A 16229-nucleotide genomic window follows, 5' to 3' on the forward strand; every position below is an offset into this window, starting at 1 on the left:
CACAAAACTCAATCGCCCAATGCCGCTACCATTACTGCTTTAATCGTGTGCATCCGGTTTTCTGCCTGATCAAACACAATGCTGGCTTCGCTTTCAAAGACTTCTTCCGTTACTTCCACACCATTCAGACCGAATGTCTCATAAATCCATTCGCCGACTTTGGTTTCGCGATTATGAAAAGCAGGCAGGCAATGCATAAACTTGACTTGCGGATTTTCCGCCGCCGCCATCAGCTCAGGCGTAACGCGGTAATCTTTCAACAAATCGATACGTTCCTGCCACGCCTCTTTAGGCTCACCCATGCTGACCCACACATCGGTATGGATAAAATCCACGCCTTTCACGGCCTCCTGCACATTCTCCGTCAACAGAATCCGTCCGCCGGTCTCTTTAGCAACAGCCTGCACCGTCTCGATAATGTTTTCAGACGGCCACAGGCTTTTCGGCGCACCGATACGCACATCCATGCCCAGTTTCGCAGCCAACACCAGCAACGAATTGGCCATGTTGTAACGCGCATCGCCGACATAGGCAAACGCAATTTGGTTCAAAGGCTTGTCGCTATATTCGCGCATCGTCAGCGCATCGGCGAGCATTTGAGTCGGGTGGAACTCGTTGGTCAAACCATTGAACACAGGCACGCCTGCATACTTGGCCAGCTCTTCCACTACATCCTGTCCAAAACCGCGATACTCGATACCGTCAAACATCCGCCCTAAAACACGCGCCGTATCCTTAATGCTTTCCTTATGCCCAATTTGGCTGGCAGACGGCTCCAGATAAGTTACCCCTGCCCCTTGGTCGCGTGTGGCCACTTCAAACGCGCAACGGGTGCGGGTCGATGTTTTCTCGAAAATCAGGGCAATGTTTTTCCCCTTCATCCGCTGCACCTCGCCCCCTGCTTTTTTAGCAGCCTTCAATTCGGCGGCAAGGTCGAGATAGGCAGTAATTTCTTCGGGCGTGAAATCCAAAAGTTTTAAAAAATGGCGGTTTTTCAGGCTCATGTCTTATTTCTCTTTTTCTAGCGTGGGCGTTGCCCAACATTTTTCTCCATGCAGATTTCGTCGTGCTTCCCCGACCTTCTGCTGCTCAATTTTTTTTAACGTGCGAAGTCTGCCCGAAGCATGACCCCTTATCCTCTATCAAAACTCAAAATAAGGCCGTCTGAACTTCGCCTCGCTCCAAGGCAAGCAACGATTGTTTGCGGTTCAAACCGCCTGCGTAGCCGGTCAGCTTGCCGTCGCTGCCGATAACGCGGTGACAGGGAATCAAGATAGACACCTTGTTCTGCCCGTTGGCAGCGGCAACGGCGCGAATGGCTTTGGGATTACCCAACTGCTGCGCCTGCTCCTTATAGCTGCGCGTTTCGCCGTAAGGAATGGTCAGCAGTGCCTTCCACACCTGCTGCTGAAAGGCCGTGCCTATCGTTTCCAAAGGCGTCGCAAAAACTTTCAGACGGCCTTGGAAGTATAAATCCAATTCTTGGCGTAAAAGTTGCGTTTGCTCATTTTCTTGAAAAATAAACTGCCCGCGCAAAGCTTTTTGGACAGCCATGATTTCCTGTTCCATATGTTTCTGCCCAACAAATTCCAGCAGACACAAACCCTTGCTGCCGAACACCGCCAACATCTCGCCCAACGGCGTGGCAACCGCGGCCGCAGTCAGTTCGTTCGGACTATCAGGATAACGCGCTTCCAACAGACGGATGGCTCGGCGGATACGGACATATTCTTCGGGCGTGCAGCCGATACGGTCGATAAAATCCTGCTCGAACTGCTTGGCTTCGTGTTCCGTAAGACGCTCGTGCAGCAAGGCTTCGAGAGTAACGGGAAAGTCAGTTTCCAACTGCTCTCGGATTTCATTCCACCTTGATGGAAGGTCGTTTAAAGAAGGCAGAGTAATCATATTTTGCCTTGTCCAATTATCGATAACTTAAACGAAAACAAAAAGAGCAAAAGAATCATATCGCCCTATCGTTTTTCAAAGCCTATACGGCCTTTTTCACTTAAACAAACGTTTCAACATACCTTCATATACTGCCGACAGCTTCGGAATATCTTCCAAACGTACGTTTTCGTTGATTTGGTGGATGGTCGCGTTAGACGGGCCTAATTCGATGAGTTCTTTGGCAATGGCTTTGATGAAGCGTCCATCCGAAGTACCGCCGGTAGTGGACAATTCGGCCTCAACGCCACAAATCTCGGCAATGGCTTCGCGCGCCACATCGGTCAGTTTTCCTGCCTGAGTCAGGAACGGTTGGCCTGAGCAAGACCACTGCAAATCATATTGCACGCCGTGTTTGTCCAAAATGGCGTGGACGCGTTGTTTCAGACCTTCTTCGGTGGACTCGGTAGAGAAACGGAAATTGAATTTGACGTTCAGCTCGCCCGGAATGACGTTGGTCGCGCCTGTGCCGCCGTTGATATTGGAAATTTGGAAACTGGTCGGCGGAAAGTATTCGTTGCCCTCGTCCCAGACTTCTTGTGTCAGCTCCAGCAAGGCCGGGGCAAAAGTATGCACGGGATTGATTGCCAAATGCGGATAGGCAATATGGCCTTGCTTGCCTTTGACGGTCAGATTGCCCGACAACGAGCCGCGTCGGCCGTTTTTAAACATATCGCCTAATTTATCCACGGCAGTCGGTTCGCCGACGATACAGTAATCAATCAACTCGCCGCGCGCTTTCAACACATCGACGACTTTGGTCGTACCGTCCAATGCATCGCCCTCTTCGTCCGAAGTAATCAGGAGCGCGATACTGCCTTGATGATCGGGATTTTCGGCAACGAAACGCTCGCAGGCGGTAACGAAGCAGGCAATGCTGGTTTTCATATCCGCCGCGCCGCGACCATACAGACGGCCTTCACGCTCGGTCGGTTCAAACGGAGGCGAATCCCATTTTTCAACAGGGCCTGTCGGCACGACGTCGGTATGCCCGGCAAAGCAGAACACCGGAGCCTGAGTACCGCGGCGCAACCAAACATTTTTGGTGTCGCCAAAATGAAGCTCTTCTACGGCAAAACCGATTTTTTGCAGGCGTTCGGCCAGCAGTTGTTGGCAGTTTTGATCATCCGGCGTAACGGACGGGCGGGAAATCAGCGCTTTGGCAAGCTCTAGGGATTGGGTCTCGGTCATATTTGTTCACTTTGAGAAACAGGCCGTCTGAAACGTTCTGAATATAATTTTCAGACGGCCTTGAGTTCATTTGAAGATACTGAATGGGCAGTCTGCCTTTCGGTATTCTGAGTTATTTTCCATGGCAAGCTTCATACAGCGGCAGTAAGCCTTCCACTGTTTCCACTATCCATTTCGCGACATCCTGCTTACCCAAATCATCGCGTTCGATGTGCTTCCCGATACAGAAGAAATCTTTGTCGTCCCGAAGCTTTCTATCGCCGTCGCTTTGTTGGGCGACGGTACGATAATCGTCATATTCGCTTTCCGCGCCGTGCCACATATCGAATGAAGCGTATTTTTCAGTGTCAAAATTATCCAGCCAGCGATTGTAATCAGGCAGCGCGATGGGCGACACATCGGCTTTATAGCAATGCCAGTCCAAGCTGACACTCAAACGGCGGCGGTTAAGCAAAATCGACAAAATCGCTGCAGAATTTTTATATTGTTCGTATTTGAAATAGGCAAAGAAATGAGCGCGGACCTGCCAGCCGTTACACCAGCGTTCGATATGCGGCGGCGCGAACGGTGCACCCAATTCGGCGGCAACCTGCTGGATCAGCTGCTGCCATACCTGCCAGTTTTCTTTATAGTCTGCCTTGATTTGCGGAATGCTTTCAGGCTGGTATTTTTTAAGCTGGGAAAACTGGAAAAAAGGGATATTGAACAAATCGCAACTTTTTGGGGTCAGCATAGTGTATTCCTTGAGACGATTGTTTCAGACGGCCTTATTTACGGCGGCGTGCGGCCATAATTTCGCCGATTTCGGTTAATTTTTCTTTGGGGATAAAGGTTTTGCCCATATCAAACAGCGGCTCTTCAATCGCCAGATGAACATCATATCCTGCGACAAAACGTTTGAATGCTTCGGCATCGGGGATATAGGCGTTGTCCGCTTCAAGCTTGGCAAATTCAGCCGCTACGCCGTCCCAGTTACTATGCAGACTGACATGTTGGCGCAACAGCTCGTCAACGCTTTCTTGAGCTTGCGGCGCATATTGCAATAAAAGCGGAAAGAAGTTTTCTTCTTCATCTTCATGGTGTAACGGCGCGGCAACGTTGAAATACTGGGCAATTTGGCGGATGGTTTGCAAAACAACCTGATTGCAGCCGTTTTCGGCAATATAGTCCGACAACATGGCAACCTGATTGCAGAAACGGCGCACTTTGCCGTGGCAGGCATATAGCATTTCAATGGGTTCGGCAAAAGTAACGCTTTTGGTTTCAAACGGATTCATAGGTTTTATTCTTAAATTAATGTTTCCAGATTATAACAAAACAGCCTGCGCAAGGCAGGCTGTCTGTTTTCAAGCTTTAGGCGGATTAGTCAACCAAAGTAACTTTACCGTTCATCAAAGCACCGTGACCTGGGAAGGTACAAGCGAATTTGTATTCGCCGTCAGCCAGTTTGGCAGGATCCAGAGTCAAAGAAGATTCTTCGCCGCCACCGATCAGTTTGGTGTGGGCAACAACGCGTGCATCATCAGGTTTAACGTAGTCAGTGTCAGCTGCGCCAACGCCATCTTTAAAAATACCGTCCATGTCTTCAGTTTTACCGATGACAATGTTGTGACCCATGCTGGCTTTAGGTTGGGTACCAGTGTGTTTCAGGGTGATGGTGAATTCTTTACAAGCTTTGCTTACTTGGATTTCTTTAGTATTGAACTGCATAGCGTCGTTGGCTTCAACAGTAGTCGCGCAGTTGCCGGCAGCAGGAGCAGCGGCAGCGTCGGCTGGAGCGGCTTCAGAAGCAGGAGCTGCATCAGCAGGTGCAGTAGTTTCTGCAGGGGCAGCTTCGGAAGCAGCAGGGGCTTCAGCAGGTTTTGCAGCTTCTTGAGAGCATGCAGCCAAGCCGATAACGGCAGCGGAAATCAGAGCCAGATAAGCTTTCATTGATGTATCTCCTAATGATGAGAGTTTTGTTAAGTTCTATTAATAGCACCACACGAATATATTAATAAAAGGCAAACGCCAAACTAAAATTTATCCGTATAGCGTGATGTGAAATTCAGGCGTTATTTTGCTACAAACTTCACACGAAATCAAAGTTTCAAGCCAAGTTTACATCAGTTTACCTAAAAGAAAACAGATACTTTTTAGGTCGTATTTCTTTAGTATTAGATGCCATCAGCCGAACGATATAAATTTTAACATTTATTAACTATAATATCATATGGCATAATTTTAACGGCTGTGCTTGCGTACCAATTCTGCCAATGCCTCCGCCAATTCAGGATGTTTGCCTTCCAATTTGGTTGCCGCCTCATCGAAGCTGCCTAAAGCTGCCTCGCTCAATCGCAAACTATTGGTTTTCGGCTGAGCCGGAGGCTTGGGAACTACCCTGACCACCACTTCCCTTACCCCTGCATGCAATGTTTGCAACTTGGGCAGCATGGCAGGCAGGATCATTTTCAAACGCGAAGCAGCCATATTGTTGGCGGCAAGCAAGACCAATCTTCCGTCTTCTACGCAGGCCGTCTGAAAATGCGAATGCAGGTTAGCCGGCAAAACCGTTTTGATTTTTGCATCCAATTTCCGCCATTGTTGCGATTGTTGCAACAAGCCCGCCAATAAATGATCGCGCTTGCCTAATTGTGCTAAATCCATAGTTTCAGACGGCCTCTCAGTAAATTAACCAAACAATTACAATTGAAATACAGCAAAACCGCCTTTATTTCAAACAGCATTACCGCGTTATACAAGCGCTTGTGTTAAAATCCCAATTTCGCCCACTATTATATCAAGGCGTAGGAATTATTCATGCTGACAAACATTGCTAAGAAAATCTTCGGCAGCCGCAACGACCGCCTGCTGAAACAATATCGTAAATCCGTTGCCAAAATCAACGCGCTTGAGAAACAAATGCAGGCCCTGAACGATGCAGAACTGCAAGCTAAAACAGCCGAATTCAAACAACGTCTCGCCGACGGACAAAGCCTGGACGACATCTTGGTCGAAGCCTTTGCCGTCTGCCGCGAAGCATCGAGCCGTGTATTGGGCATGCGCCACTTCGATGTACAGCTGATCGGCGGCATGGTTCTGCACAACGGCAAAATCGCCGAAATGCGTACCGGTGAAGGTAAAACTCTGGTGGCCACCCTTGCCGTTTACCTGAATGCATTGTCAGGAAAAGGCGTACACGTCGTTACCGTCAACGACTACCTCGCCTCCCGTGACGCGAGCATTATGGAGCCGTTGTACAATTTCTTAGGCTTGAGCGTCGGCGTAATCGTAGCCGATTTGCAACCTTTCGAACGCCAAACTGCTTATGGTGCCGACATTACTTACGGTACAAACAACGAGTTCGGTTTTGACTACCTGCGCGACAATATGGTGACCGACCAATACGACAAAGTTCAGCGCGAATTGAACTTTGCAGTAGTCGACGAAGTGGACTCCATTCTGATTGACGAAGCGCGTACGCCGCTGATTATTTCCGGTCAGGCGGATGACAACATTCAGCTCTACCGTGTGATGAACGCCGTTCCTGCCCACCTTATTCGCCAAGAAACCGAAGAAGGCGAAGGCGATTACTGGGTAGATGAAAAAGCACACCAAGTCATCCTGAGCGAAGCCGGTCACGAACACGCCGAGCAAATCCTGACCCAAATGGGCTTATTGCAGGAAAACGATTCGCTCTACTCTGCCGCCAATATTTCCCTAATGCACCACCTCATGGCTGCATTGCGCGCGCACACCCTGTTCCACAAAGATCAACACTACGTTATCCAAGACGGCGAAATCGTGATTGTGGACGAATTCACAGGCCGTCTGATGGCCGGCCGCCGCTGGTCCGAAGGCTTGCACCAAGCTGTTGAAGCCAAAGAAGGTGTAGAAATCAAACGCGAAAACCAAACGCTTGCCTCTATTACCTTCCAAAACTACTTCCGCCTGTACAGTAAGCTGTCCGGCATGACCGGTACGGCCGACACCGAAGCCTTCGAGTTCCAAAGCATTTACAACCTCGAAACCGTCATCATCCCGACCAACCGTCCTGTACAACGTAAAGACTTCAACGACCAAATCTTCCGCTCAGCCGAAGAAAAATTTGAGGCCGTCGTCAAAGACATCGCCGAATGCCACAAAAACGGCCAACCGGTTTTGGTTGGTACAACCAGCATCGAAAACTCCGAACTGGTTTCTGACTTATTACATAAAGCAGGTCTGCCGCATAACGTTCTGAACGCCAAAGAACACGAGCGCGAGGCATTGATTGTGGCCCAAGCCGGTAAAGTCGGCGCGATTACCGTTGCCACCAACATGGCCGGCCGCGGTACCGATATTGTTTTGGGCGGCAACCTCAAACATCAAATCGAAGCCATCCATGCAGATGAAACCCTGAGCGAACAGCAAAAACAAGCGCAAATTTCTGCCCTTGAAAGCGGTTGGCAAGCCGAACACGACCAAGTTGTGGCCGCAGGCGGTTTGCACATTATCGGTACAGAACGCCATGAAAGCCGCCGTATCGACAACCAGTTGCGCGGTCGTGCCGGCCGTCAGGGCGACCCCGGCTCCAGCCGTTTCTATCTGTCGTTTGAAGACCCATTATTGCGCCTCTTCGCACTCGACCGTGCCGCCGCCATCCTCAACCGCCTGGCACCTGAGCGCGGCGTCGCCATCGAACACGGCCTACTGACCCGTCAAATCGAAGGCGCACAACGTAAAGTCGAAGGCCGCAACTTCGATATGCGTAAACAGGTTTTGGAATACGATGACGTTGCCAATGACCAACGTAAAGTGATTTACCATCAACGTAACGAAATCCTGACCAGCAAAGACGTCAGCGATTTGACCCGCGAAATCCGCGCCGACGTTGTCAGCGACTTGGTTGACTACCACATCCCGCCTGACAGCATGGAAGAGCAATGGGACATTCCGGTACTGGAGCACCAACTTGCCGCCGATTTCCGCCTGCATGTCGATATCAAAGGCTGGTTGAAAGAAGACAGCACTTTGGACAACCAAGACATTAAAGAACGCCTCATCAAGCGCATCGAAGACGAGTATGCCGAAAAAGTTGAATTGGTTGGCAAACAGGCCATGTCAGACTTCGAACGCAATGTTATGCTGCAAGTTATCGACAATCAATGGCGCGAGCACCTTGCCGCCATGGACTACTTGCGCCAAGGCATCCATCTGCGCAGCTATGCTCAGAAAAATCCTAAACAGGAATACAAACGCGAAGCTTTCGCCATGTTTGAAAACCTGTGGCGCGGTATCAAACAAAACATTGCCGCTTTGCTGACTGCCGTTCAAATCGAGCGCAACAGCGAATACGACCACACTGCCGCACAAAGCGTCAGCGATGTTCAAACCGTCCACTCCGATGCGCCTGATATGGAAGAATTGCTCGGCCAATCGCAAACCGATTTGGTTACCGAAGCATTCGACCCTGACGGCACAGACTTCAGCCCTGAAGCGCTTGCACAAAACGGCCTGATTGTTCACCGCAACGATCCTTGCCCTTGCGGCAGTGGCCTGAAATACAAACAGTGCCACGGTAAATTGAACTAAGCAGTCATCTCAAAAGGCCGTCTGAACAGATGTGACAACGAAATCAAAGATTCTCGTTTCACCGTTCAGACGGCCTGAGAATTATCCAAACAAGCAAAAAATTTCCAAACCCAATTTCAAAAGAGTATCCCTATGGCAGGCAACACCTTCGGACAAATCTTTACCGTTACCACTTTCGGCGAAAGCCACGGTGCAGGCTTGGGCTGCATCATTGATGGCTGCCCGCCCGGATTAGAATTGAGCGAAGCGGATATCCAATATGACCTTGACCGTCGCAAACCCGGCACCAGCCGCCACGTTACCCAGCGCCGCGAAGCCGACCAAGTCGAAATCCTCTCCGGCGTATTCGAAGGCAAAACCACCGGTACACCCATCGCCCTCCTGATCCGCAATACCGACCAACGCAGCAAAGACTATGGCAGTATCGCCACCAGCTTCCGCCCTGGTCACGCCGATTACACCTACTGGCACAAATACGGTACACGCGACTATCGCGGCGGCGGTAGAAGTTCCGCCCGCGAAACCGCCGCACGTGTTGCTGCCGGAGCAGTCGCTAAAAAATGGCTGAAAGAAAAATTCGGTACTGAAATTACCGCCTACGTGACCCAAGTCGGCGAAAAAGAAATCCAGTTTGAAGGTTACGAATATATTTCCCAAAATCCTTTTTTTGCAGCGAACCAAAGCCAAATTGAGGACTTGGAAAACTATATGGACAGCGTGCGCAAATTATTGGATTCTGTCGGCGCAAAACTTCATATCGAAGCAGCCAACGTCCCTGTCGGCTTGGGAGAACCGGTTTTTGACCGCCTCGATGCAGAAATTGCCTACGCCATGATGGGCATCAATGCCGTCAAAGGCGTGGAAATCGGCGCAGGTTTTAATAGCGTAACACAACGCGGCAGCGAGCATGGAGATGAGCTCACGCCTCAAGGCTTCCTGTCCAACCACTCAGGCGGCATCTTGGGCGGCATCAGCACCGGACAAGACATTCATGTGAATATTGCCATCAAACCGACCAGTTCCATCGCCACACCGCGCCACAGCATTGATATAGAAGGCAACCCTGTCGAACTTGCCACACACGGCCGCCACGACCCCTGCGTCGGATTACGCGCCGCTCCGATTGCAGAAGCCATGCTGGCCTTGGTATTGATTGACCACGCCTTACGCCATCGCGCGCAAAATACCGACGTAGTGGTTGATACGCCAGATATTGCCAAAACTCGCGGGTAAAATCTAAAAAGGTCGCCTGAAAACGCCTATTTATATGATATTATGATATGGTACTTTTCAGACGGCCTTAAACTATACATCCGGACCTTACAATGGAAAATACTGAAAACCACACATCCGTCGCACCACCTGCCAAAATCCACACAGCCGCTTATGTCCTTGCAGGCGTTTCCTTTATTCCGCTCATCGGTTTGATCTTCGGCATAGCGGCTTTGGTTTTAAGTATATTGGGATGGCGCAAACGCGGTGCAAAAATCGTTGCCTTGATTGCCTCCTTAGGAATGTTATGCACCGTCGCGCTTTACAGCGCATTGTTTTATTTCGGCTTTGTTCAGCGAGGAGGCGTGTACGATGAACTGAGGCAGCAACTGACGGTAAATACTTTATCTAGTTTGGTTTCCGAAGTCGAATTCTACCGTCTGCAACACGGTGTCTATCCTGAATCATTAGAGCAGCTCCAAGAATCTCAGCCAAACAAGCCGATATTTATGTATGATACGAGTACTACGCCTCTGAGTTCCGAACCGCTCCGACTGTTTTATTACGAACGCAGTGGCGATGCGCATTATTATTTGCGTAGTGTGGGCAATGATGGCAAAGCGTTTACTGCTGACGACATTCTGCCAAATATTGAACAGACCGAAAACAGCAAAATCGGCCTGCTTTTGCAAAAAGAAGTCCAGTAAAGATTATCGCATAGGCATTTCAAACCCTCTTCTTAAGCTAGCAAAATATGAAGCGCTTCATCTGTGCACTTGAGGTCGTCTGAAAACAAATATGGCGGATTGTGCCGAACATTTTCAGACGACCTTTCATAACGCCTATTGAGATAAGTGTGCCAGCTCGTTTGCAAAATAAACATTTACAATCGAATATTCTCAGAAAAATTTAGCCAAATCACAGTCTTTATACTACAATAGCACCTTATTGCCGTATGACGAAAATACGGATTTATATTAGAGGAATACAACCGCAATGGCACAAGAAACCGCTTTGGGCGCTGCGCTGAAATCTGCCGTCCAAACCATGAGCAAGAAAAAACAGACAGACATGATTGCCGACCACATCTACGGCAAATATGATGTATTCAAACGATTCAAACCGTTGGCCGTCGGTATCGACCAAGACTTGGTTGCCGCCCTGCCCCAATACGACCCTGCACTGATTGCACGCGTACTGGCCAACCACTGCCGCCGTCCGCGCTATCTGAAAGCTCTGGCTCGCGGCGGCAAACGTTTTGACTTGAACAACCGCTTCAAAGGCGAAGTCAGCGCAGAAGAACAAACCATCGCCCAACAGCACCCAGCCGTTCAACAGGCATTGGCTGCACAAGCCGAACGCCAAGCCGCTAAGGCTACCGCTGAAGCAGAAACAGCTCCTGCACAAGCTGAGACCAACGAAGCTGCTGAATAATGTTCAGACGGCCTGCTAAGGCTTGCACTAAATAAATAGAGACCCCAATTCAATACGACATCTTTAACGTCGATGAATTGGGGCTTTTTTATTACCCTAACCTTATAGTGGGCTGATTAAAAATAGCTTTATTTGCCCTCACTACGAACCAAAATCTTTTCTAAAATATTCCCAATAAGGTATTTCTCTATTACCTTGATTACTCTTGTATCAGTTCAAACATTGAACAGCATGATTTATACATCGCTAAAACAAACTCAAATCTACCCCTTACAAAAATAAATAAAGGCCGTCTGAAATATCTTTCAGACGGCCTTTTGAAATAAAATAATCAATTAAAACACGGCTTGTAAAACCAAATAGCTGACAACAGACAAAACGGCAGCGGCAGGCAAGGTAATAACCCAAGCAAGGCCGATCGGTTTCATCAACTTCCAGTTGGCATTGCGGTTAACCAAGCCGATACCCAAAACTGCACCCACCAAGATATGGGTACTGGAAACAGGCAAGCCCATAAATGATGCGGCCATCACGACGGCGGCGGCAGAAAGCTCTGCTGAGAAGCCTGACGCGGGGTGCATTTCTGCCAAGCTGGTGCCTACGGTTTTAATCACTTCTTTACCAACAAACCATAAGCCGACAATCAAAGCGATACCGAAAGTCAACATGGCAATTGGCGGCACGGCGTTTTGAGCAGTAATGCTGTTGGTACGCAACACATCCATAATCGCGGCAAACGGACCAATCGCATTGGCGATATCGTTCGCACCATGGCTGAATGCGAAACCGCAAGCGGTAAATACCTGCATCCATGAGAACATTTGGAAAGTCGATTTATCCAAATCTTTGCGTTTCAAACTTTTGGCAAATACAAACGTACCCATCCAAATAGCCGCGCCGATCATGAAAATGGTCAGAAAGCTGTTAACATTGCTCATGCCCAAATGCAGATTTTTCAGACCTTTGAAAATCAGCATGGCCGCAATCATCATGCCGCCGACAGAAGCAATAAACGGCACCCAAGAATGCAGGGCTTTGTAAGAATCAACTTCGCCCTTACGGCTGTCAAAGCGGTGCAGACCGCGATAATACTCAGACTGCAATTCTTCAGGATCAAAGTCCGGCTCATCATAAATTTGGGCATCATGCGCCATTTTGGTGGCGTATTCGACTTTTTCAGATTCACTCAAAGCTTCAAAAAACAGGCGGTGCTCTTCTTTATAGGCTTTCTTCTCCAGCTTGATGCCTTTGAGCGTATTATCGGCCCAAGAGTTGTAGTCCAAAACGTTTTTCTTAATTCGTGAAAACAATAGATAAGAAACGATGCCACCCAATACCGGAGACAAAATCCAAGACAAGGCAATTTCGCCCAACTTGTCCCATTGAATCAGCGCAACGGAATCCACACCGTTCAATGCCGCCATACACAAGGCACTACCGACGATACCGCCGATAATGGCATGTGTCGTGGAAACCGGCAGGCCTTTGCGTGATGCGAAAAGCAGCCACAATGCCGCAGCCAAAAGCGCGGACATCATAATAAAGACAAACTGCATCGGATCCAGATGCATGCCATTCAAATCGACAATACCCTTACGGATGGTATCTGTTACCTCTCCACCAGCAATCACTGCGCCGCTGACTTCAAATACTGCCGCAATCAGCAAAGCTTGCGGAATAGTCAATGTGCCGGAGCCGACACTTGTACCGAAAGAGTTGGCAATATCGTTGCCACCCACATTAAACGCCATGAAGACGCCGAAAAAGGTAGCAAGGATAAACAGGCCGGAGTGGTTGTAGTGGGTATAACCCAGGCCCCAATAAATAAAATAGCCGACCATGCTCACAAGCATAGCGGCAAAAACCGTATTAATCAGCTTCAAGTTCGCACTCGACTGAGTTTGAGCCATGGAAAGTTTCCTTTTGGAAAACATGTTGAGTCGCGTTATTTTAACCTTTTTGTAATCTTTCTTGCACCAACTATTTACATTAAATGCCGAAATTCCCGTAAAAACGTCAAAAGGCGTTAAAATGTCGTTTTACCTTCTCTTTCTGTAACCGAAATGCAACCCCAATACTATATTGGCATCATGTCCGGAACCAGCATGGACGGTGCCGATGCCGTACTGATTCAAATGCAGAGCAAGCAATGGCAACGAGCCGTTGCCCACAGCTTTCTACCCTATTCAGACGGCCTGCGCCAAGAATTGTTGGCACTGCAAGACATAGGCGAAAATGAATTGCACAGAAGCAATATCCTGGCGCAAACACTCAGCCGCCTATACGCCCAAACCGTCCGACAACTATTGGCAGAACAAAACCTGTCGGCCAAAGACATTGCCGCAATCGGCTGCCACGGACAAACCATCCGCCATGCGCCTGAACACGGTTACAGCATTCAACTGGTCAACCTTCCCCTATTGGCCGAACTAACCGGAATTTTCACGGTTGGTGACTTCCGCAGCCGCGACCTTGCCTGCAACGGTCAAGGTGCGCCCCTCGTCCCCGCTTTTCACGAAGCGCTATTTCAAGATGCGAATGAAACCCGTGCCGTACTCAACATTGGTGGCATTTCCAATATCAGTATCCTCCCGCCCGACAGCCCTTCTTTCGGCTTCGATACAGGCCCCGGCAACATGCTGATGGATGCATGGATGCAACATATCTGGCGGCAGCCTTACGACAAAAACGGGGAAAAAGCCACACAAGGCAAAATCCTTCCTGACCTGCTCGCTTCCCTGCTCGACCATCCTTACTTCAGCCGCCCTTATCCCAAAAGTACAGGCCGAGAGTTGTTTTCCCTAAGCTGGCTTCAAGGCCGTCTGAAAGGTAATGAAAAGCCGGAAGATGTCATGCGCACATTGGTCTTTTATACTGCACAAACCATTTTTAATGCTACCAAACAAGCTGCTCCGGCGATTCATCATCTTTATATCTGCGGCGGCGGCATCCGCAATTCGGTTTTGATGCAAGACTTGGAAACCCTGTTTTCTCCTGACACCAAATTGCACAGCACAGCCAAGCTCCATCTTGACCCGCAATGGGTCGAAGCCGCCGCTTTTGCCTGGCTTGCAGCCTGTTGGTGCAATCAAGTTCCGAGCAATCCCCACCATGCAACCGGCGCACATTCACACCGAATCTTAGGCTCGGGACATTACGGCAACTAAAGTTAAATCAATAAAAAGGCCGTCTGAACATTTTCAGACGGCCTTTACTATATTAGCCTTTCCTTATTCTTCTTCCGGCAAACGATTGATTTTCACACGGGCAATCCGTTGTCCGTCCTTCTCAACCACTTCAAAACGCCAGCCATGATAATCGATGAAGTCGCCCACATCAGGAATACTTTGCAATTCTTCCATAATCAAACCGGCAACGGTATGAAAGTCCGCGTCTTCCTCTTGAGCAGGCAGATTTAACTGTGAAGCCAATTCCACATACTCCAATGCACCATCCACAGACAGCGTTTCATCCTGACTGGCTGGAGCAGCTTCTTCTTCCTCACGCTCAAACTCTTCAGGGAACTCACCGGCAATGGTTTCCAACAAATCTTTCATGGTCACCATACCCAGCACCGCACCAAATTCATCCACCACCAAGGCATAATCCGCGCTGCTTTGACGGAATAATTCAATCGCATTCAACGCCGTCGTACTGTCCGGCAAAATCAATGGCTGGCGCAAGGCCGTCTGAATATTAATTTCTCCCGATTCAAGCAGCTGGTTCAGCAAATCTTTTTTACTGATATAGCCCAAAGGCTCATCTACACCTGCCTTGCCGACAACCAACAAACGGCTATACGGCGTATTTTTCAACTGCGCATTTTGTTCTTCCCGACTTTGGGAAATATCCAATTTCTCGATTTCCCGACGCGGAATCATCACGCCCATAATCGGGCGTTCCGCCAAAGTCAGCACGCTGCGAATCATGGATTTTTCGTTTTCTTCAAAATGCTCGTCATCACCGCCGTTATCGCCTGCTTTTGCCAAAATGCTTTCGCGGATACCCATCATACCCAACACATTTTCAGCGGTGCGCTTACGCCAAGAAGTGCTGATGTAGTCATTTTTGCGGGCATTCTTTTGCGAAACCTGATTAAACAGCTCGATCAAAATCGAGAAACCGATCGCTGCATACAAATAGCCTTTCGGAATATGGAAATGGAAGGCTTCCGCAATCAGGCTGAAACCAATCATCAACAAGAAACCCAAACACAACATCACAACGGTCGGATGCTTGTCGACAAATGCAGTCAACGGTTTGCTGGCAGAAATCATCACAGTCATCGCCACAACAACCGCCCCCATTGCCACCACAATATGATCCACCATCGCCACTGCCGTAATAACAGAATCGATAGAGAAAACCGCATCCAAAATCAAGATTTGCGCCACAACGCCCCAAAAAGAAGAATGCTTCTTCTGTCCTTCAGCAACCGCAAATTGATTGTGGCCCTCAAGGCGTTCGTGCAACTCGGTAGTCGCTTTATAAAGCAGGAAAATACCGCCGGCAAACATAATCATGTCTTTACCGGAAATCTCCAGACCGCCCAACTCAAACAAAGGACGCGTCAGCGTCATGATGTGCGCCATAAAGCCCAGCATAAAAATCCGAATAACTACGGCCAAACCCAAGCCCGTTATCCGCGCCTTATCACGTTGCGACGGTTTAACCTTGTTTGCCAAAATCGCTACGAAAACAAGGTTATCAATACCTAAAACAACTTCCAAAACCAGAAGCGTGGCAAAGCCTATCCAAGTATGCGGCTCTGCCAACCAACTGAAATCCATAATGATTGTGTTCCTTTAAAATACAAAAAGGCAGCCGTTCCGCTTAAAACGGACAGACTGCCAAAGTTCGGGCATAAATAAAGGGAAAGAAGCGGTATAACAACT

At 48.9% G+C, this 16229-nt stretch carries 14 protein-coding genes; 5 read left to right on the forward strand and 9 right to left on the reverse strand.

Annotated features, from left to right (window positions below; translation table 11 throughout):
• Window positions 1-8: 8 nt before the first annotated feature.
• From argF to ACTHRE_RS06950, 7 genes are all read right to left on the reverse strand, one after another.
• Entirely contained in the window at window positions 9-1004 is a 996-nt protein-coding gene (gene argF / locus ACTHRE_RS06920; protein ID WP_377073572.1) for an ornithine carbamoyltransferase, read from the reverse strand.
• A 145-nt stretch (window positions 1005-1149) separates the two neighbouring features.
• Window positions 1150-1905: a methylated-DNA--[protein]-cysteine S-methyltransferase gene (locus ACTHRE_RS06925; protein WP_285071125.1), complete on the reverse strand. Its 756-nt coding sequence runs from the start codon at window positions 1903-1905 to the stop codon at window positions 1150-1152.
• Window positions 1906-2001: 96 nt separating this feature from the next.
• Window positions 2002-3135 (reverse strand): succinyl-diaminopimelate desuccinylase, encoded by a 1134-nt coding sequence (gene dapE, locus ACTHRE_RS06930; RefSeq protein ID WP_377073574.1) that lies wholly within the window; start codon window positions 3133-3135, stop codon window positions 2002-2004.
• A 112-nt stretch (window positions 3136-3247) separates the two neighbouring features.
• Window positions 3248-3868: a glucose-6-phosphate 1-dehydrogenase family protein gene (locus ACTHRE_RS06935; protein WP_377073576.1), complete on the reverse strand. Its 621-nt coding sequence runs from the start codon at window positions 3866-3868 to the stop codon at window positions 3248-3250.
• Between the two features lie 34 nt (window positions 3869-3902).
• The gene (locus tag ACTHRE_RS06940; protein WP_070584903.1) at window positions 3903-4412 is read right to left on the reverse strand and encodes a hemerythrin domain-containing protein; all 510 of its coding nucleotides are present in this window, start codon (window positions 4410-4412) and stop codon (window positions 3903-3905) included.
• Window positions 4413-4497: 85 nt separating this feature from the next.
• On the reverse strand, window positions 4498-5067 hold the full coding sequence (azu, locus tag ACTHRE_RS06945; RefSeq protein ID WP_070460143.1) for an azurin: 570 nt from the start codon (window positions 5065-5067) through the stop codon (window positions 4498-4500).
• A 291-nt stretch (window positions 5068-5358) separates the two neighbouring features.
• On the reverse strand, window positions 5359-5781 hold the full coding sequence (locus ACTHRE_RS06950) for a DciA family protein (RefSeq protein WP_377073579.1): 423 nt from the start codon (window positions 5779-5781) through the stop codon (window positions 5359-5361).
• Between the two features lie 153 nt (window positions 5782-5934).
• Here ACTHRE_RS06950 and secA point away from each other — a divergent pair, with 153 nt between their 5' ends.
• The 4 genes from secA (at window position 5935) to ACTHRE_RS06970 (ending at window position 11334) form a co-directional block, all read left to right on the forward strand.
• Window positions 5935-8688 (forward strand): preprotein translocase subunit SecA, encoded by a 2754-nt coding sequence (gene secA, locus ACTHRE_RS06955; protein ID WP_377073581.1) that lies wholly within the window; start codon window positions 5935-5937, stop codon window positions 8686-8688.
• A 132-nt stretch (window positions 8689-8820) separates the two neighbouring features.
• Window positions 8821-9921: a chorismate synthase gene (gene aroC / locus ACTHRE_RS06960; protein WP_315037798.1), complete on the forward strand. Its 1101-nt coding sequence runs from the start codon at window positions 8821-8823 to the stop codon at window positions 9919-9921.
• A 92-nt stretch (window positions 9922-10013) separates the two neighbouring features.
• On the forward strand, window positions 10014-10607 hold the full coding sequence (locus ACTHRE_RS06965; RefSeq protein ID WP_296183967.1) for a type II secretion system protein GspG: 594 nt from the start codon (window positions 10014-10016) through the stop codon (window positions 10605-10607).
• Between the two features lie 289 nt (window positions 10608-10896).
• Window positions 10897-11334, forward strand: a complete 438-nt coding sequence (locus ACTHRE_RS06970) for a ProQ/FINO family protein (RefSeq protein ID WP_070606914.1) — start codon at window positions 10897-10899, stop codon at window positions 11332-11334.
• A 335-nt stretch (window positions 11335-11669) separates the two neighbouring features.
• On the opposite strand, the gene ACTHRE_RS06975 is transcribed toward ACTHRE_RS06970, so the two are convergent.
• Window positions 11670-13244, reverse strand: a complete 1575-nt coding sequence (locus tag ACTHRE_RS06975) for an inorganic phosphate transporter (RefSeq protein ID WP_070584891.1) — start codon at window positions 13242-13244, stop codon at window positions 11670-11672.
• A gap of 153 nt (window positions 13245-13397) precedes the next feature.
• On the opposite strand from ACTHRE_RS06975, the gene ACTHRE_RS06980 reads away from it, so the two are divergent.
• Window positions 13398-14501, forward strand: a complete 1104-nt coding sequence (locus tag ACTHRE_RS06980; RefSeq protein WP_377073584.1) for an anhydro-N-acetylmuramic acid kinase — start codon at window positions 13398-13400, stop codon at window positions 14499-14501.
• A 63-nt stretch (window positions 14502-14564) separates the two neighbouring features.
• On the opposite strand, the gene ACTHRE_RS06985 is transcribed toward ACTHRE_RS06980, so the two are convergent.
• A complete protein-coding gene (locus tag ACTHRE_RS06985) occupies window positions 14565-16124 on the reverse strand; it encodes a TerC family protein (RefSeq protein WP_377073586.1) in 1560 nt (519 codons plus the stop codon).
• Window positions 16125-16229 lie beyond the last annotated feature (105 nt).

It is taken from the genome of Neisseria sp. P0001.S007, assembly GCF_051963655.1.
In the GTDB taxonomy this organism is placed as follows: domain Bacteria; phylum Pseudomonadota; class Gammaproteobacteria; order Burkholderiales; family Neisseriaceae; genus Neisseria; species Neisseria subflava_A.